Origin of the sequence: Croceicoccus sediminis, from assembly GCF_007570835.1 — a bacterium.
GTDB classification, from domain to species: domain Bacteria; phylum Pseudomonadota; class Alphaproteobacteria; order Sphingomonadales; family Sphingomonadaceae; genus Croceicoccus; species Croceicoccus sediminis.
This window is the reverse complement of the sequence record NZ_SUNC01000001.1, coordinates 397,142-413,235: the sequence shown is the minus strand read 5'-3', so window position 1 is coordinate 413,235 and position 16,094 is coordinate 397,142. Positions and strand designations below refer to the sequence as shown.

At 62.8% G+C, this 16,094-nt stretch carries 16 protein-coding genes; 6 read left to right on the top strand and 10 right to left on the bottom strand.

Annotation, left to right across the window (positions count from 1 at the left end; genetic code table 11):
• Nucleotides 1–64: 64 nt before the first annotated feature.
• Nucleotides 65–1,294, bottom strand: coding sequence for a tyrosine--tRNA ligase (gene tyrS, locus FAX90_RS01765; protein WP_144094977.1), 1,230 nt, complete (start codon nt 1,292–1,294; stop codon nt 65–67).
• A 93-nt stretch (nt 1,295–1,387) separates the two neighbouring features.
• Here tyrS and FAX90_RS01760 point away from each other — a divergent pair, with 93 nt between their 5' ends.
• Both FAX90_RS01760 and FAX90_RS01755 read left to right on the top strand, forming a co-directional pair.
• Nucleotides 1,388–1,918 (top strand): DOMON-like domain-containing protein, encoded by a 531-nt coding sequence (locus tag FAX90_RS01760; RefSeq protein WP_144094975.1) that lies wholly within the window; start codon nt 1,388–1,390, stop codon nt 1,916–1,918.
• Nucleotides 1,915–3,111, top strand: a complete 1,197-nt coding sequence (locus FAX90_RS01755; RefSeq protein ID WP_144094973.1) for an exo-beta-N-acetylmuramidase NamZ family protein — start codon at nt 1,915–1,917, stop codon at nt 3,109–3,111. The genes FAX90_RS01760 and FAX90_RS01755 overlap by 4 nt, the downstream gene beginning before the upstream one ends.
• On the opposite strand, the gene ygiD is transcribed toward FAX90_RS01755, so the two are convergent.
• The 7 genes from ygiD to FAX90_RS01720 all read right to left on the bottom strand — a co-directional run bounded on the left by ygiD (nt 3,108) and on the right by FAX90_RS01720 (nt 11,045).
• On the bottom strand, nt 3,108–3,899 hold the full coding sequence (gene ygiD / locus FAX90_RS01750) for a 4,5-DOPA-extradiol-dioxygenase (protein WP_170234822.1): 792 nt from the start codon (nt 3,897–3,899) through the stop codon (nt 3,108–3,110). The two genes, FAX90_RS01755 and ygiD, sit on opposite strands and share 4 nt — an antisense overlap.
• A 52-nt stretch (nt 3,900–3,951) precedes the next feature.
• Complete coding sequence (locus FAX90_RS01745; protein WP_144094969.1) at nt 3,952–4,602, bottom strand: immunity protein Imm33 domain-containing protein; 651 nt, start codon at nt 4,600–4,602, stop codon at nt 3,952–3,954.
• Complete coding sequence (locus tag FAX90_RS01740) at nt 4,599–5,780, bottom strand: vWA domain-containing protein (protein ID WP_144094967.1); 1,182 nt, start codon at nt 5,778–5,780, stop codon at nt 4,599–4,601. The genes FAX90_RS01745 and FAX90_RS01740 overlap by 4 nt, the downstream gene beginning before the upstream one ends.
• A 30-nt stretch (nt 5,781–5,810) precedes the next feature.
• Nucleotides 5,811–6,851, bottom strand: coding sequence for a hypothetical protein (locus tag FAX90_RS01735; protein WP_144094965.1), 1,041 nt, complete (start codon nt 6,849–6,851; stop codon nt 5,811–5,813).
• Nucleotides 6,848–7,699 carry an AAA family ATPase gene (locus tag FAX90_RS01730; protein WP_144094963.1) on the bottom strand — a complete coding sequence of 284 codons (852 nt, stop codon included), beginning with the start codon at nt 7,697–7,699 and terminating at the stop codon, nt 6,848–6,850. The genes FAX90_RS01735 and FAX90_RS01730 overlap by 4 nt, the downstream gene beginning before the upstream one ends.
• Nucleotides 7,700–7,782: 83 nt before the next feature.
• Complete coding sequence (gene parE / locus FAX90_RS01725; protein ID WP_144094961.1) at nt 7,783–9,792, bottom strand: DNA topoisomerase IV subunit B; 2,010 nt, start codon at nt 9,790–9,792, stop codon at nt 7,783–7,785.
• A gap of 86 nt (nt 9,793–9,878) precedes the next feature.
• Nucleotides 9,879–11,045 carry a penicillin-binding protein activator gene (locus FAX90_RS01720; RefSeq protein ID WP_240704666.1) on the bottom strand — a complete coding sequence of 389 codons (1,167 nt, stop codon included), beginning with the start codon at nt 11,043–11,045 and terminating at the stop codon, nt 9,879–9,881.
• Nucleotides 11,046–11,085: 40 nt separating this feature from the next.
• Between FAX90_RS01720 and rsmI the strand changes: the two genes are divergently transcribed.
• From rsmI to FAX90_RS01700, 4 genes are read left to right on the top strand one after another with little or no spacing between them, the layout of a single operon-like run.
• Complete coding sequence (rsmI, locus tag FAX90_RS01715; protein ID WP_205700606.1) at nt 11,086–11,931, top strand: 16S rRNA (cytidine(1402)-2'-O)-methyltransferase; 846 nt, start codon at nt 11,086–11,088, stop codon at nt 11,929–11,931.
• A complete protein-coding gene (locus tag FAX90_RS01710) occupies nt 11,928–12,293 on the top strand; it encodes a YraN family protein (RefSeq protein ID WP_144094957.1) in 366 nt (121 codons plus the stop codon). Before rsmI ends, FAX90_RS01710 begins: the two co-directional genes overlap by 4 nt.
• A 22-nt stretch (nt 12,294–12,315) precedes the next feature.
• Nucleotides 12,316–13,299, top strand: a complete 984-nt coding sequence (gene gshB / locus FAX90_RS01705) for a glutathione synthase (protein WP_276612103.1) — start codon at nt 12,316–12,318, stop codon at nt 13,297–13,299.
• Nucleotides 13,300–13,351: 52 nt separating this feature from the next.
• Nucleotides 13,352–13,972, top strand: a complete 621-nt coding sequence (locus tag FAX90_RS01700) for a DedA family protein (protein WP_144094955.1) — start codon at nt 13,352–13,354, stop codon at nt 13,970–13,972.
• On the opposite strand, the gene FAX90_RS01695 is transcribed toward FAX90_RS01700, so the two are convergent.
• Both FAX90_RS01695 and hemW read right to left on the bottom strand, forming a co-directional pair.
• On the bottom strand, nt 13,973–14,896 hold the full coding sequence (locus tag FAX90_RS01695) for a tyrosine recombinase XerC (RefSeq protein WP_144094953.1): 924 nt from the start codon (nt 14,894–14,896) through the stop codon (nt 13,973–13,975).
• On the bottom strand, nt 14,893–16,047 hold the full coding sequence (gene hemW / locus FAX90_RS01690) for a radical SAM family heme chaperone HemW (RefSeq protein WP_144094951.1): 1,155 nt from the start codon (nt 16,045–16,047) through the stop codon (nt 14,893–14,895). Before hemW ends, FAX90_RS01695 begins: the two co-directional genes overlap by 4 nt.
• Between the last annotated feature and the right edge of the window lie 47 nt (nt 16,048–16,094).

The following is a 16,094-nucleotide window of genomic DNA, read 5'->3' as shown; positions in this document are numbered from 1 at the left end:
CGAACAAAAGGTAAATGACCGCAATGTTTTGCGGGCATGACGCCCATGCCAGCGAGTGGTGCGATCAGCCTTTCAGGATAGCGTGCTTCTTCTTGCCGAGGCTCAGCTTCGCCGTTGTGCCCGCGTCCGGCGCGATCATCGCCGCCGGATCGGTCATGGCCGCATCGTCCAGCTTCACCGCGCCCTCGGCGACCTTGCGCTTGGCCTCGCCATTGGACTTGGTAAAGCCAAGTTCGGTCAGCGCCGCCATGACACTGATCCCGCCCGCGGGGAGGTCCAGCGTCGGCAGGTCGGCACCCAGGCCGCCGCCTGCGAAAGTCTCCCTGGCCGTGGCTTCGGCGGCCTGCGCCGCTTCGGGCCCGCGCACCAGGCTCGTGACTTCGTTGGCAAGACGGATCTTGGCATCGTTGATGGCGGCACCTTCCAGCGCCTCAAGCTCGGCGATCTCTTCCAGCGGCACATCGGTGAACAGGCGCAGGAACCGCCCCACGTCCCGATCGTCGCAATTGCGCCAGTACTGCCAGAAATCGTAGTTCGGCAGCATATCCTCGTTCAGCCAGACCGCGCCCGCGACCGTCTTGCCCATTTTCGTGCCATCGGCGGTGGCAAGAAGCGGTGTCGTGACACCATAGACCTCGGTGCCGTCCATGCGGCGGGCAAGCTCGATACCGTTAACGATATTGCCCCACTGGTCCGATCCGCCGAGCTGCAACACGCATCCCATGCGCTTTGCCAGTTCGCGGAAATCGTAGGCCTGGAGGATCATGTAATTGAATTCGAGGAAGCTGAGCGATTGCTCCCGGTCGAGCCTGGTCTTCACCGAATCGAAGCTCAGCATCCGGTTCACCGAGAAGTGACGACCAACCTCGCGCAGGAACGGAATGTATTCCAGCGCGTCCAGCCAGTCCGCATTGTCGACCATGACCGCATCGGTCGGGCCGTCGCCGAAGGTCAGGAAGCGTTCGAAAATCGTGCGGATGGAGGCGACATTGGCCTTGATCCGCTCTTCGTCGAGAAGGGATCGCGCCTCGTCCTTGAAGCTGGGATCGCCGATCTTCCCGGTTCCGCCGCCCATCAGGACAATGGGCTTGTGCCCCGCCTGTTGCAGGCGGCGCAGCAGCATGATCTGGACCATCCCGCCCACGTGCAGCGACGGTGCCGTGGGATCGAACCCGATATATCCCGGCACGATCTGCTTGTCGGCCAACGCGTCAAGGGCATCGGCATCGGTGACCTGGTGGATGTAGCCGCGTTCGTCGAGAAGGCGGAGCAGGGAGGATTTGTATTCGGTCATGGTGGCGCGCGCCTAGCACGGGCGGTGGAGAAGGCAAAGCACCTGTGACATGCGCGATTGCCAGCCCCTTCGATCCGGCGCTAGATAGCCGCGATGCACACCCTGATCCCCCATCCGGCGCATCCGCCGGTCAGCGTCCGCAGCGTAGAGGCGGAAGTGATTTTCCCGAAACCCGGAATGGCCATGGCGCGGTACCGCGTCGAAGGGATCGACGACCTGATTCTGCCCGAATTTACAGGACGCGGGCGTCAGGACGAATTGTGGCAGACGACATGCTTCGAACTGTTCCTGAGGCGCGGGGACGGATCGTACCGTGAATACAACTTTGCCACGTCGGGCCGCTGGGCGATCTACGATTTCGAAAGCTATCGGGCGGGGATGAGCGAGTTCAACCCGACGACAATGCCCGAAGTTTCGGCCCGTGCCGGTGACCGGCTGCTGGCGGTCAACGTGACGCTGAGCGCGCGCGATCTGGCCGGGTTCGATGCGATGGGACTGAACGCGGTTCTGGAAGAGAGCGATGGGACCAAGTCGTTCTGGGCGCTCGAACAATCCACCGATCGTCCGGATTTTCACGACGCGGCTTGCTTTGCCTTGCCCATTGAAGCAGCAGCGGTGAAATGAAATTCGGTATCGATCGCCTGCTCGCCGACGCTAGCCTTCGCGCACCTCTTGAAGGAAAGCGCGTCGCCCTCGTCGCCCATCCCGCCTCGGTTACAGCGGACCTGACCCATTCGCTCGACGCGCTGATCGCGGCCGGGGTGAATATCACCTCGGCTTTCGGTCCGCAGCACGGCCTTAAGGGCGACAAGCAGGACAACATGGTCGAAACCGAGGACGAGACCGATCCGGTCTACGGCATCCCGGTTTTCAGCCTTTATGGCGAAGTCCGCCGCCCGACCGGACAGATGATGACTTCGGCCGATGTCTTCCTGTTCGACCTGCAGGACCTGGGCTGCCGCATCTATACCTTCGTGACCACGCTGCTCTACCTGCTGGAAGAGGCGGCGAAGGCGGGCAAGGAAGTCTGGGTCCTCGACAGGCCGAACCCGGCCGGCCGCCCGGTCGAAGGCACGCTGCTGCTGCCGGGGCAGGAAAGCTTTGTCGGGGCAGGGCCGATGGTGATGCGCCACGGCCTTACGCTGGGGGAAATGGGCCACTGGTTTATCAAGCGGTTCGGTCTCGACGTCGAATACCGCGTGATCGGCATGGACGGTTGGGAGCCGGAAGGCGCAGGGTTCGGATGGCCCGACAGCCGCATCTGGATCAATCCCAGTCCCAATGCCGCCAACGTCAACATGGCGCGCGCCTATGCGGGCACGGTGATGATCGAAGGCGCGACGCTGAGCGAGGGGAGAGGCACGACCCGCCCGCTGGAGATCCTGTTCGGCGCGCCCGACATAGATGCCAAGGCCGTGCTGGCGGAGATGACCGCCTTCGCGCCACATTGGCTGGCCGGATGCGCGCTGCGCGAATGCCACTTCGAGCCGACCTTTCACAAGCACGCGGGCCAGCTTTGCAACGCGCTGATGGTCCATGCCGAAGGTGCGTTCTACGATCACCAGGCCTTTCGGCCATGGCGGCTGCAGGCGCTGGCGTTCAAGGCGATCCGTCGGCTCTATCCCGATTACCCGATCTGGCGCGACTTCCCTTACGAGTACGAGTTCGACCGCCTTGCCATCGACGTGATCAACGGGGGGGCGGCCTTGCGCGAATGGGTCGACGACGCGGCGAGCGAGCCGGGCGACCTGGAGGCGATTGCCGGGGCCGACGAGGCCAATTGGCGCGAAGAGATCGCGCCGCTGCTGCTCTACTAAAGACCTTCGACCAGCGCGGCATCGCCCCAGATGACCGAGGTCATCGACAGCGCGCCATCGATCGTGTCGTTGAACTGGGCGACATCGTCCTCCGGCTGGCGCGTACCCAGCGGGTAGAGCAGCGGCAGGTAATGCTCACCGCTGTTGATCGCGATCTGCGCCGCCTTGTCGTCAGGCGCAAAGCGGGTGAGCGCGGCATCTTGCCGCTCCAGCAGGGCCGTGTTGGTGCGGCGGCGAAAATCTACGGCCCAGTCGGGCATCGTGCCTTTCGCCTCTCGCCATAGCGCCAGGTTATGGATCACGTTACCACTGCCCACGATCAGGACGTTTTCATCGCGTAGCGGGGCAAGCCTTTCACCGATCCGGCGGTGTTCTTCGCCGTCCAGAGTCATGTCGACACTCATCGCGACAAGCGGAATTTCGGCGTCGGGAAACATCGGCATCAGGGTGCCCCAAACGCCGTGGTCGAACCCGTGATCGTCGTCCAGCACCGCCGTTTTCCCGATCAGCTCGGCGGCCCGTCGGGCAAGGTCTGGCGATCCCGGCGCGGCATAGCGCATATCGTAGAGTTCCTGCGGAAACCCGCGGAAATCGTGGATCGTATGCGGCGCCGCGCCGGACGTCAGCCGCGTTTCCCCGCGCGTTTCCCAATGCGCCGTGATGGCGAGGATGGCATCCGGCCTCTGCAGGCGGCGGCCAAGTTCTTCCATGCCCCGGCATTCGGCATTTTCGGTGATCATGGTCATCGGTGAACCGTGGCCGATGAAGAGGGCAGCTTGCTTCGTCATGCGCCCGATATAGTCTGGCCGGACGCGCGGCCAAGAAGGCACAATCGTGTGCCTATTCCAGCTCGACGTAGCAGCTTTCCTCTTCGCGCCAGCCGAAATGGCTGTCGTAAGGCGCATCGATCAAGTCGATCCAGCGGTCGTCGGCGTTCAGCACCTTGCCGATCGCGATGTAGTGCGCGTCGCGGCCGTTCTTCTCGTCATCTTCGACCGCGACCTCGGTCCCGCGGATGCGCCAGCCGCTGTCGGGATACTTGTCGCCCTCGCGCGTCATGTCGGGCACTTCGCGGTAGAGGTAATCGACGTGGCTGCGCCCTTCCAGCACGCAATCGTCGACGAAGCATCGGTCCCAGTATTCGCGCCGCACCGGCACTTGCGGGCGCGGATTGTCCTTGTGAAACGCGGTAGAGATGGCGTGGGTGAGGGGGATGCGGACCCTGTCGCCCAGCTTGATGCGGTCCATGCCCGCCGGCTCGTTGTCCAGGGTGCCGATGACGTCGCCGTCTTCGATAGCCTCGATCAGGACCCACATGCGTTCGGCGGAATATTTGGGCTCTCCCGCCGTCTGACGGAAAATTGCCTTGATACCGTCGAGCGGTTTCAGTGCGGCCAGCTCCGCCTCGAACGGCATGAAGAAGGTGTAGGGCGCATCGGCCACGATCGGGCGCGGGTCTTCCAGCTCTATTCCTTCGGGAAGCTCGATCATCCCTGCTTCCGGCTCAATTCGCGCATCGCGTCATCCAGTCCGTCCAGCGTCAGCGGATACATCCTGTCGTTCATCAGCTGGCGGACCATCTTGTTGGACTGGTTGTAGTCCCAGAGCCGTTTCGGTTCGGGATTCAACCAGACGCAGGCGGGATAAGTGTGCGTTACCCGCGAAAGCCAGACATGTCCGGCTTCTTCGTTCATGTGCTCGACGCTGCCGCCGGGATGGCTGATTTCGTACGGGCTCATCGCCGCATCGCCGACGAAGACGATCTTGTAGTCGTGCCCGTATTTGTGAAGCACGTCCCAGGTCTTCGTGCGCTCGGCCCAGCGGCGGCGGTTGTCCTTCCAAACCCCTTCGTAAAGGCAGTTGTGGAAGTAGAAGAATTCCAGGTTCTTGAACTCGGCATTGGCCGCGCTGAACAACTCCTCGCACAGCTTGATATGCGGGTCCATCGAACCGCCGACATCGAGGAACAGCAGCAGTTTGACCGCATTGTGCCGTTCGGGCCGCATGTGGATGTCGAGGAAACCCTGCCGCGCCGTACCGCGGATCGTGGCGTCCAGGTCCAGCTCGTCCGCCGCACCCTCACGCGCGAACCGGCGCAGGCGGCGCAGCGCCATCTTGATATTGCGGGTGCCCAGTTCCTTCGTATTGTCGAGGTTCGCGAACTCGCGCTTTTCCCACACCTTGATCGCGCGCTTGTGCCGGCTCTCCCCACCGATCCGCACGCCTTCGGGGTTGTAACCGCCATTGCCAAAAGGACTGGTCCCGCCGGTGCCGATCCACTTGTTTCCGCCCTGATGGCGTCCCTGCTGCTCCTCAAGCCGCTTTTTCAGCGTCTCCATGATCTCATCCCAGTCGCCCAGGGACTTGATCTTCTCCATCTCCTCGGCGCTGAGAAACTTCTCGGCCACGGCTTTCAGCCAGTCTTCTGGAATGTCGACGGCTTCCTGGCCATAGTCGGTAAGGACGCCCTTGAAGACTTTCTGGAAGACTTGGTCGAACCGGTCGAGCAGGCCTTCGTCCTTCACGAATGTTGCGCGGGACAGGTAGTAGAACGCCTCGGGCGTCTGCTCGATCACCTCGCGCTCAAGCGCTTCGAGAAGCACGAGATGCTCCTTGAGGCTGGCAGGAATACCTGCGGCGCGCAGTTCGTCGAGAAAGTTCAGGAGCATGTCAGAACCATGTTGGCATCGAATGCAGTCCTACGATCCGGGAATAGAGACATTGCTGTTGCCTTCGGGATCGCGTGCGTAACTGGCTTTAGGTTTTTCGGACTTCACGGCGGAAGCAAGTTGTCCGGGATCGGGAAGTGACCGAAATGGGTCAAAGAAATAAGTAATCTGACCGTTGCTGAGCATCGGCCAGAATTTCCTGCCTCCACCGAGAAGTTCGGCTGTCTTGATCCGAAGGGCCTGACCGGTGAACCCGGAATCGCCAAAGACGATAACCGTTTCGTCGCTCAATTTGTTTTTATAACCGAACAGGGGCGGGCTTATATTCGTATCGCGACACCATTCACGCTTGGCCGGACCTTCATCCTCATCCGTTGCGTCGAGATATGTTTTCCATAGCGTCGTGACCATCAACCATTGCGTTGCATCGCTCTTGGAGCGCTTTGCCGGCTTGCGGTCGGCGTCCACCTGACAGGTCTCTATCAATTGTGCCATCGGAGCGCGGCGCTTGGGGTCGTTCACGGATATTTCCGCGACGAATTTTGCGAGCACTTGATCCAGTTCTTCGGCCGATAGCTTTTCGGAGGTCATACGGGTCTTTATGACCCACTCATCGGCAGTGAACACCGCGACGCCCGTTGCGGTTGATCGGCTTTCGGGCGTCGGCAGGGAAATGCGAAAGCCGCTCTCTGGCCCGATCGCTTCCGTGCCAAAGCGCGTGATCAAACGATGATCTTCATCTACGCCCGAATACCTGTCATGAGCCAGAATTGCCTGCATCGCGCGATCCGTCTCGATACTCGCGTCGGCGACGCCCATCGAATAGATGTAAACGCTCACGTCGGTCTTCGTCGCCTCGGACCAGTACCGGACAAGGAGATTGATCTCGTTCGCCCCGAAGTCGACAACTCTGATGCGGGCATAATCCAGCAAGTCAGGCGGCGCGACGAAACCTGTCGCGGCGTGCGTATATGCCTCTTGACCTACCTGGATCTGCCGGGGCTCTGCCAGCGCAGGCGCTGAAACCAGCACCGCTGCGAGTGCAAACAGAATTTTGTTTTTCACGCTCACCGCCCCTGCCTGCGCGCCATGAAGGCGAGGCGTTCGAACATCATGACGTCCTGCTCGTTCTTCAAAAGCGCGCCGTGGAGCGGCGGGATCGCCTTGCTGGGGTCGCGGTCCTGCAGGACTTCGAGCGGCATGTCCTCGACCAGAAGGAGCTTCAGCCAGTCGAGAAGCTCGCTCGTCGACGGCTTTTTCTTCAGGCCCGGCACTTCGCGCAGTTCGTAGAAGATTTCCATCGCCTTAATGACGAGCGTCTTCTGGATGTCGGGGAAGTGGACGTCGATGATCTCGCGCATCGTGTCGGCATCGGGGAACTTGATGTAGTGGAAGAAACAGCGGCGCAGGAACGCGTCGGGCAGTTCCTTTTCGTTGTTCGAGGTGATGACCACGATCGGGCGTTCCTTCGCCGTGATCCGCTCCCCGGTTTCGTAAACGTCGAAGCTCATCCGGTCGAGTTCCTGAAGCAGGTCGTTCGGAAACTCGATGTCGGCCTTGTCGATCTCGTCGATCAACAGGACGGGCAGTTCGGGCGACGTGAACGCCTCCCACAGCTTGCCCTTCCTGATGTAGTTGGAAATGTCGTGAACCCGCTCGTCACCAAGCTGACCGTCGCGCAGGCGGGCAACCGCGTCGTATTCGTAGAGCCCCTGCTGCGCCTTGGTGGTCGATTTCACGTTCCACTCGATCAAGGGTGCGCCCGTCGCCTTGGCGATTTCGTGGGCCAGTACGGTCTTGCCCGTGCCCGGTTCGCCCTTGACGAGCAGCGGGCGACGCAATGTGACCGCCGCGTTCACCGCGACTTTCAGGTCATCGGTTGCGACGTAATTCTTCGTGCCGGTGAATTTCTGGTCCATGCCCTACCTTGATCGATGCGTGTTTGCCTGCAAGCTAGATTGTGCAGTGCAACCAGACAAGGCTCAGCAAGGACAGGCCGGTCTCAGGCGTCGATCAGATCGCGATCGATCTCGCTCGCGCGGTTCTGGATGAAGTTGAACCGGTGTTCGGGGTTGCGGCCCATCAGTTCGTCGACAAGCCGGCTGACACTGGCGCGCTGTTCGAATTCTTGCGGCAGCGTGATGCGAATAAGGCTGCGGCTCTCCACGCTCATCGTCGTTTCGCGAAGCTGCTGCGGGTTCATTTCGCCCAGGCCCTTGAAGCGGGCGACTTCGACTTTCTTGCCCTTGAACACCGTTTCTTCCAGCTCGGCGCGGTGCGCGTCGTCGCGGGCGTAGCGGCTCTCCTTGCCCGCGGTCAGGCGGTAGAGCGGAGGCTGGGCGAGGAAAAGGTGTCCGCGTCGCACGATATCCGGCATTTCGCGGAAGAAGAACGTCATCAAAAGCGTCGCAATATGCGCGCCGTCAACGTCCGCGTCGGTCATGATGATGATACGGTCGTAACGCAGGTTTTCCGCGTCGCAGTCCTTGCGAATGCCGCAACCGAGCGCGAGCGTCAGGTCCGCGATCTCCTGGTTGGCGCGGATCTTGTCGGCGCTGGCCGAGGCGACGTTCAGGATCTTGCCGCGGATCGGCAGGATCGCCTGGGTCTTGCGGTTGCGCGCCTGCTTGGCGCTGCCGCCTGCGCTGTCGCCTTCGACGATGAACAGTTCGGTCTCGCCTTCACCTTCTCCCGAACAATCGGTGAGCTTGCCGGGAAGGCGCAATTTCTTTGCGTTGGTCGCGGTCTTGCGCTTGACCTCACGCTCGGCCTTGCGGCGCAGGCGTTCGTCCATCCGCTCCATCACCGCGCCAAGCAGCGCCTTGCCGCGCTCCATGTTGTCGGTGAGGAAATGGTCGAAGTGATCGCGGACTGCGTTTTCGACCATGCGCGCGGCCTCTGGCGAAGTCAGGCGGTCCTTGGTCTGCGACTGGAATTGCGGATCGCGGATGAAGAGCGAGAGCATCACCTCGCTACCCGTAACCACGTCGTCGGGCGTGATGTCCTTGGCCTTTTTCTGGTTCACCAGTTCGGCAAAGGAACGCAGCCCCTTCGTCAGCGCGGCGCGAAGGCCCTGTTCATGGGTGCCGCCATCGGGGGTGGGGATGGTATTACAGTACCAGGAATAGGACCCGTCGGACCACAGCGGCCAGGCGATCGCCCATTCGACGCGGCCTTGCTCGGCCCCGTCCTCGCCCACCGGAAAATCCTGTGACCCGGCGAAGAAGTCAGTTGTTACGCATTCGCGGCTGCCGACCTGTTCCTTCAGGTGATCGGCAAGGCCGCCGGGGAACTGGAAGACGGCCTCAGCCGGGACGTCGTCGCTGGCCAGTTCGGGCGCGCATTTCCAGCGGATCTCGACCCCGGCGAACAGGTAGGCTTTCGATCGGGCGAGGCGGAACAGACGCGCGGGCTTGAACTTCTGCGCGCCGAAGATTTCGGTATCGGGTGTGAAAGTGACGGTCGTCCCGCGACGATTGGGCGCAGCACCGACCTTTTCCAGTTTGCCGACCGGCAGACCCTTGGAAAAAACCTGCGCGAACAGCTCCTTGTTGCGCGCAACCTCCACCCGCGTTTCGACGGACAGCGCGTTGACGACAGAAACGCCCACACCGTGCAGGCCGCCGCTGGTGGCATAGGCCTTGCCCGAAAACTTGCCGCCCGAGTGCAGCGTGGTGAGAATGACTTCAAGTGCGGACTTACCGGGATATTTCGGATGCTCGTCCACCGGAATACCGCGGCCATTGTCGCTGACCGTCACGGTGCCGGCGGTGCCATCGGGCCCGACGTCGAGCGAAATCTCGATCCGGTTGGCGTGGCCTGCGACAGCCTCGTCCATCGCGTTGTCGAGCACTTCGGCGGCAAGGTGGTGGAGCGCGCGTTCGTCGGTGCCGCCGATGTACATGCCGGGGCGGCGGCGAACCGGTTCCAGCCCTTCGAGCACCTCGATCGCGGAGCCGTCATAAGCCTCGCCGGAGGCGGCGGGCGCATTCTCGAAAAGGTCGTCGGACATAATGGGAACACTAGGGCCCGGCGCGCCAGTCAGGCAAGCGCGCCGGGCAAGTTATCGCCAGTACCGAAAACAGGCAGCTGGCTCGATCAGAATTTCGTCGGCGCGGGGGCGATCACCTTGACGCCCGACCCGGTCACTTCGCGCACTTCGAAAGCGCGTTCGATGACGCCGTCGTCAAAGCGGAATGCACCGTCCAGACCGACGAAACCGTCGCTTGCCGACAGCCCCTTGGTCGGGAACCGCGTGCCGACATCCCAGTCGCGCGCGATATTGATCGTCAGCAGGACCGCATCATAACCCAGTGTCGAGATGCGATAGGGCGCATTGCCGAACCGGCTGCGATAACTGTCGGAATACCGCTTGAAGCGTCCGTCACTGATCGCCGAGAACCATGCCCCGCGCAGCGCAGCCGACTGCGGTATCTGTTCGTCACCGCTCCACAGCTCGGTGCCGATGATCTTCGCAGCCTGTTCGGCGTCGCGGATCAGCGGGCCGGCGCGAACCGCCATGCGCGATCCATCTGCGATGATGATCGCCTGATAGTCGCCCTTTTCGGCAAGCCGCCTGATCGCGGCCGAAAGCGAGGTCATGTCGCGGTCGTAAGTTTCGATCCCCAGAACGCGGGCGCCGGTATCGCGGGCCGTGTCCATGATCGCGTCGGACGCGCTGCGGCCATATTCGCCGCGCGGCACGATGGCACCGAACGTCGTCAGCCCCTGACCCACGGCATAAGTCATCGACCGTTCCAGCGACTGGGACGGCACCTGGCCCATGATGTAGACGCCGTCGCCGGCGATATCCTTGTTGTTGGAGAAGCTGATCATCGGAACACGGGCCGGTGCGGCCACGGATTTCACCGCTTCCACGTTGTCGGACAGCAGCGGGCCGAGGATCAGGCTGTTGCCATCCGCGATCGCGCGCTGCGCGGCGGCGCGAGCGCCGGTCGCAGTGTCGTACGTCGTGATGCGGATATTGGCGGTATTGGTGTCGAGCAGGGCCATCGTCGTCGCGTTAGCAAGGCTTTGCCCCACGCCCGCGTTGGAGCCCGACTGCGGCACGAGAAGCGCGATCCGGTGACGGGTTTCGTCCTGGTCCGGAAGCTGTCCGGCGGTCGGTCCCTGGTCGGTCGGCGGTGGCGGCGGGGCCGCGCTATCCGGAATGACGCCGGCGCAACCGGCCAGCATCATGGCCGTAAAAGCGACGACGCCGTTGCGGATCATGCCCCTGCGATTGGCGGTGGTCCGCGTGTTCATGCTTGCATCTCCCTGAAAACCCCGTGCAATGCGTAATGATATGGCTGATGCACAAGAAAAGTCCGTGACTGAACCCGGCCTGTATATAGTGGCGACCCCGATTGGCAATCTAGGGGATTTGACAGCACGCGCCCTTGCGACACTCGGTGGTTGCAGCGCGGTGGCGTGCGAGGATACCCGCGTCACTGGCAAGCTTCTCCACCACGCGGGCCTGAAAAAGCGGCTGATCCGCTATGACGATCATGCCGACGATGCCGTTCGCGAAAGGCTTTTGGCAATGGCCGCCGAAGAGCCGGTCGCGCTTGTTTCCGACGCCGGCACGCCGCTGATTTCCGATCCGGGATACCGGCTAGTACGCGACGCCCGCGACCGGGGAATCGCGATCACCAGCGTTCCGGGGCCGAGCGCGCTGATCGTTGCGCTGACCCTTTCCGGGCTTCCGACCGACCGTTTTCTTTTCGCCGGGTTCTTCCCCGCAAAGGAAAAGGCGCGCGTCGAAACGCTTGCCGAACTGGCCCCGTTGAAGGCGACGCTGGTGTTCTATGAAACCGCGCCGCGACTGGTCGCCAGCCTTGAGGCCATCGCCGCATCAATGCCCCGGCGCGAGGTTGCGGTTGCGCGAGAGCTGACCAAGAAGTTCGAGGAATGCCGTGCAGGCACCGCCGCCCAGCTGGCCGAGCATTACGGGCAAACGCCCGCAAAAGGCGAGATTGTCCTGATGATCGGCCCGCCGGATGAGGACGAGGGCAAGGCCGATCTCGACATCGATGCGCTGTTACGGGCCGAACTGGCCGATCACAAGCCGTCGCAGGCCGCGGCCCGCCTGGCCAAGGCGCATGGGCTCGACCGCAAGATGCTCTACGCCCGCGCGATGGAATTGAAATGACCGGTCCCGCGCCAGGACGCGTCAGGGCCGAGAGACAGGGCCGCAAGGGCGAGGCCACCGCCGCGATGTATCTGCGCGCCAAGGGATGGCGCATCCTCGCCGAGCGCGTCCGCAATCCTGCCGGTGAGATCGACCTGATCGCCCGGCGCGGGGCGATGGTGATCTTCGTGGAGGTCAAGTGGCGGGCGAGGGCCGAAGACCTGGACACGGCCATCGATCAGCGCCGCCTTGCCCGCGTCTGCGCCGCTGCAGAGGCCGAGGCGCACAAGTACCTGAGGGACGGCGACGACATGAGGATCGACGTCCTTCTCCTTGCGCCGGGCCGCCTGCCACGCCATCTGGCCAATGCCGGACAATTCTGAACGGTGACTTGGGGATGATACCGTGACCAAACCGCTGCGCGTCGCTGTCCAGATGGACCCGATGGATTCGATCAATATCGGGGGCGATTCGAGCTTTGCCCTGATGCTTTCGGCGCAGGCGCGCGGGCATGAACTTTTCCATTACGACGTTCGCACCCTGGCCTGGAAGTCGGACGGAAAGGGCGGCGGCCGCGTCACGGCATGGGCCGCACCGGTCACCGTCCAGCGCGTCGAAGGCGACCACTTCGAACTGGGCGATCATCGCACGATCGATCTTGGCAGCGACATCGACGTGATCCTGATGCGTCAGGACCCGCCGTTCGACATCGGCTATCTCACCGGCACCTGGCTGCTGGAGCGGATTCGCCATCAAACTCTGGTGGTGAACGACCCGGTCTCGGTGCGTAACGCTCCGGAGAAGGTCTACGTGCTCGACTTCGCGCGGTTCATGCCGCCCACGCTGATTACCCGCCGGATCGAGGACGTGCGCGATTTCATGGCCGAACACGGCGGCATCGTCATCAAGCCGCTCCACGGCAATGGCGGCAAGGCGGTGTTCCGCGTGGGCGAAGACGGGGCGAACCTGTCCGCTCTTGTCGAGATGTTCCTCCAGACGTGGCCCGAACCTTTCATGGTTCAGCCTTTCCTTCCCGACGTGTCCAAGGGTGACAAGCGCATCGTGCTGGTCGACGGCGAAGTCGCAGGCGCGATCAATCGCAAGCCGGGCGAGGGGGAGTTCCGCTCCAACCTTGCACAGGGCGGCTATGCCGAAGCGGCGGACCTGACAGAGACCGAGAAGGAAATCTGCGCCGCGATGGGGCCGCAGCTGAAGGAGCTTGGCCTCGTCTTCGTCGGGATCGACGTCATCGGTGGCAAGTGGCTGACCGAGATCAACGTGACCAGCCCGACCGGCATTGTCGCGATCGACAAGTTCAACGGCACAGACACCTCCGGCATGATCTGGGAAGCGATCGAGGGCCGGGTCGCCGCGCGGCAGGCGGACTGACCTTCGGGGCAGGGCGACGGAGCCTTTTGCGCGCTCACCCGTTTGGAAGACCATGAACGATCTCATCATCCGGCTGATCGAAGGCGGCGGCTATCTCGGCATCGCCTTCCTGATGGCACTGGAAAACATATTTCCGCCCATTCCCAGCGAAGTCATCATGGGCGTCGCGGGGATCGGCGTGCACGCCGGTCGCCTGTCGTTCTGGCCGGTGCTGATCTGGGGCACGCTGGGTGCGACCATCGGCAATTACATGTGGTTCTACCTCGGCAAAAAGCTGGGCTACAAACGCCTGCAGCCTTTTGTCGAGAAACATGGCCGGTGGCTGACGATCGAATGGTGCGATATCGAACGCAGCTCGCGCTTCTTTCGCAAGCACGGGCAGTGGGTCGTGTTTTTTCTGCGTTTTTCGCCGCTGATGCGCACGATCATCTCGCTGCCGGCCGGACTGGCCTGCATGGGCACGTGGCGGTTCCTGATATTCACTTTTCTCGGCTCTGCGATCTGGAATGCCGCCCTCATCGGCAGTGCGACGCTGTTAGCTGGCTGGATCACCGGGTTTGAGGATGTCCTGGGCTATATCGTCCTGGGCCTCATCGCCCTCGGCCTTGTCTGGTACGTTTACCGCGTCATCACTTGGGAACCCAAGTCGCCCGCAAGCGAACCGGCGGAGTAATCAGTCCGCTTCCTCGCGCGGATGCGCATTGCGGTAGACGTCGAGCAAGGTCGCCGCGTCCACTTTCGTATAGATCTGGGTAGAGCCGAGGCTGGCATGGCCCAGCAGCTCCTGCAAACTGCGCAAGTCCGCGCCCGCTGCCAGCAGGTGCGTCGCGAAACTGTGCCGCAGGGCATGGGGCGTGGCAGATGGCGGCAGGCCAAGAGCCTTGCGCGCCCGCGCGGTTGCGCGCTGAACAACGCCTTGCGCCAGCCGCCCGCCACGCGCGCCACGGAACAGCGCCTGGTGCGGATTAAGGGTATAGGGCGCGGCCTGCACATAGGCGGCCACCGCATCGCGCACGAGTGGCAGGATCGGCACCGTCCGCTCTTTCCCGCCCTTGCCTTTCACGACCAGCCTGTCGCCCAGGGGGAAGGCGTCACCGTTCAGCGACAGTGCCTCGGCAATGCGTAGCCCTGATCCGTAAAGCAGCAGCAGTACCGCCCGGTCGCGCGCGCCGATCCATGGCTCGGCCGCGTCCTCATCCACCATCGCGGCAAGGTTCACCGCATCGTCAGGAGTAACCGCCCGCGGGATGCCCTTCTTGACTCGCGGCCCCCGCATGCGCGGCGAGGAAATCCTTTCTGATCCAGTTTGTTGTTGGCAAAACTTCAAAAAGCTCTTGATGGCCGAAAGCTCCCGTGCGGCCGATGTGTTGGATAGGCCGCCGGCCCGCCGGGCTGCCATGAAACGGCGCAGCAATGCCTGGTCCGACGCCGCTAGCGGCTGCCACTCCGGCTCTACCCCGTCGAACCGCAACAGCCGCTCCGCCGCCGCGACATAGGCTCGCACGGTGTGTTCGGAGCGGCGCAGGTTGTGCGAAAGATGGCCGTGCCATGTAGACAGGATGCGCTCGGCCCGAAAGTCGAGGTCGGGCCCGGTCATGGCGTGTCCATCAGGTCCGGTCCGGCGATTTCGGCCAGCACGCTGTCGAGCACGACCATGCCGCGCCCGGTAACGCGCAGCCTGTCGCCTTCGCGCGCTATCAGGCCCAGTTTCGTGCAGAGATCGGCGCGGGCCTGATCGACGACAGACCCTTCGCGAAGTCCGAACCGGCGGGCGAGGGCGGGCGCGTCGATCCCCTCGGCAAGCCTCAAACCCATCATCAGCGCTTCGGCAGCCTGCTCAGGCGGGGGGAGCGTGCGTTCTTCGGAAATGCCGTGCCCCTGATCGGTCGCGGCTTTCAGGTAGTTCTCCGGCTTGCGATGGCGCTGCGTCGCTACGCCGCCGCGCCTGCCGTGGGCACCCGGCCCGATCCCCGCGTAGTCGCCGTAATGCCAGTAAGTGAGGTTGTGGCGGCTTTCCTCGCCGGGTCTTGCGTGATTGCTGATCTCGTAAGCCGGAAGGCCTGCCGTTCTGGTGCGGGTGCGGGTCATGGCATAGAGATCGCTTGCCAGATCCTCGTCAGGCAATTGGAATTTCCCTTGCCGGAAATCGGTCGCGAAGCGCGTCCCCGGCTCGATCGTCAGCTGGTAGAGCGAAAGGTGGCCCGTGCCGAACGCCAGCGCTGTTCCCAGTTCCGACTGCCACTGCGCCATCGTCTGTTCCGGGCGAGCATAGATCAGGTCGAAACTGACCCGGTCGAAATGGTTCTGCGCGACTTCCAGTGCGGCGATGCCTTCGCTGGCATCATGGAGGCGTCCAAGGAATTTCAAGGCCTTGTCGTCAAGACTTTGCAAGCCGAGTGAAGTCCGGTTGATACCCGCAACGGCGAGATCCGCGAACCGCGCGGCCTCCACACTCGACGGATTGGCCTCAAGCGTTATCTCGATATCGGGCGCGAAATCCCACAGCTCGCTGGCCCGCCGGATAAGCTTTTCGACCAGTGCGGGCGGCATCAGTGAAGGTGTTCCCCCGCCGAAGAAGATCGAGCCGAGCTGCTGCCGCCCGGTCACTTCCGCCTCGAAAGCCATGTCGGCCAAAAGCGCCTGTTCCCAAATGCCGGTATCGACCTCGGCACGCACGTGGCTGTTGAAGTCGCAGTAGGGGCATTTCTTCAGACAGAAGGGCCAGTGGATGTAGAGCGCGAGCGCCATGGGTTCCTTTCAGCGCCTGTTAACCGGCTGGAGTCAATATCGTAGCC

Bases quoted from the DNA above. Each gene is read 5' to 3' on its own strand.
- FAX90_RS01710 (WP_144094957.1), top strand. From the start codon at position 11,928: ATGACCGGTCCCGCGCCAGGACGCGTCAGGGCCGAGAGACAGGGCCGC.
- tyrS (WP_144094977.1), bottom strand. From the start codon at position 1,294: ATGACCGAATACAAATCCTCCCTGCTCCGCCTTCTCGACGAACGCGGC.
- ygiD (WP_170234822.1), bottom strand. From the start codon at position 3,899: ATGACGAAGCAAGCTGCCCTCTTCATCGGCCACGGTTCACCGATGACC.
- FAX90_RS01755 (WP_144094973.1), top strand. From the start codon at position 1,915: ATGAAATTCGGTATCGATCGCCTGCTCGCCGACGCTAGCCTTCGCGCA.
- FAX90_RS01730 (WP_144094963.1), bottom strand. From the start codon at position 7,699: ATGGACCAGAAATTCACCGGCACGAAGAATTACGTCGCAACCGATGAC.
- FAX90_RS01740 (WP_144094967.1), bottom strand. From the start codon at position 5,780: ATGCTCCTGAACTTTCTCGACGAACTGCGCGCCGCAGGTATTCCTGCC.
- rsmI (WP_205700606.1), top strand. From the start codon at position 11,086: ATGGCTGATGCACAAGAAAAGTCCGTGACTGAACCCGGCCTGTATATA.
- FAX90_RS01695 (WP_144094953.1), bottom strand. From the start codon at position 14,896: ATGACCGGGCCCGACCTCGACTTTCGGGCCGAGCGCATCCTGTCTACA.
- FAX90_RS01760 (WP_144094975.1), top strand. From the start codon at position 1,388: ATGCACACCCTGATCCCCCATCCGGCGCATCCGCCGGTCAGCGTCCGC.
- parE (WP_144094961.1), bottom strand. From the start codon at position 9,792: ATGTCCGACGACCTTTTCGAGAATGCGCCCGCCGCCTCCGGCGAGGCT.
- FAX90_RS01700 (WP_144094955.1), top strand. From the start codon at position 13,352: ATGAACGATCTCATCATCCGGCTGATCGAAGGCGGCGGCTATCTCGGC.
- FAX90_RS01745 (WP_144094969.1), bottom strand. From the start codon at position 4,602: ATGATCGAGCTTCCCGAAGGAATAGAGCTGGAAGACCCGCGCCCGATC.
- hemW (WP_144094951.1), bottom strand. From the start codon at position 16,047: ATGGCGCTCGCGCTCTACATCCACTGGCCCTTCTGTCTGAAGAAATGC.
- FAX90_RS01720 (WP_240704666.1), bottom strand. From the start codon at position 11,045: ATGAACACGCGGACCACCGCCAATCGCAGGGGCATGATCCGCAACGGC.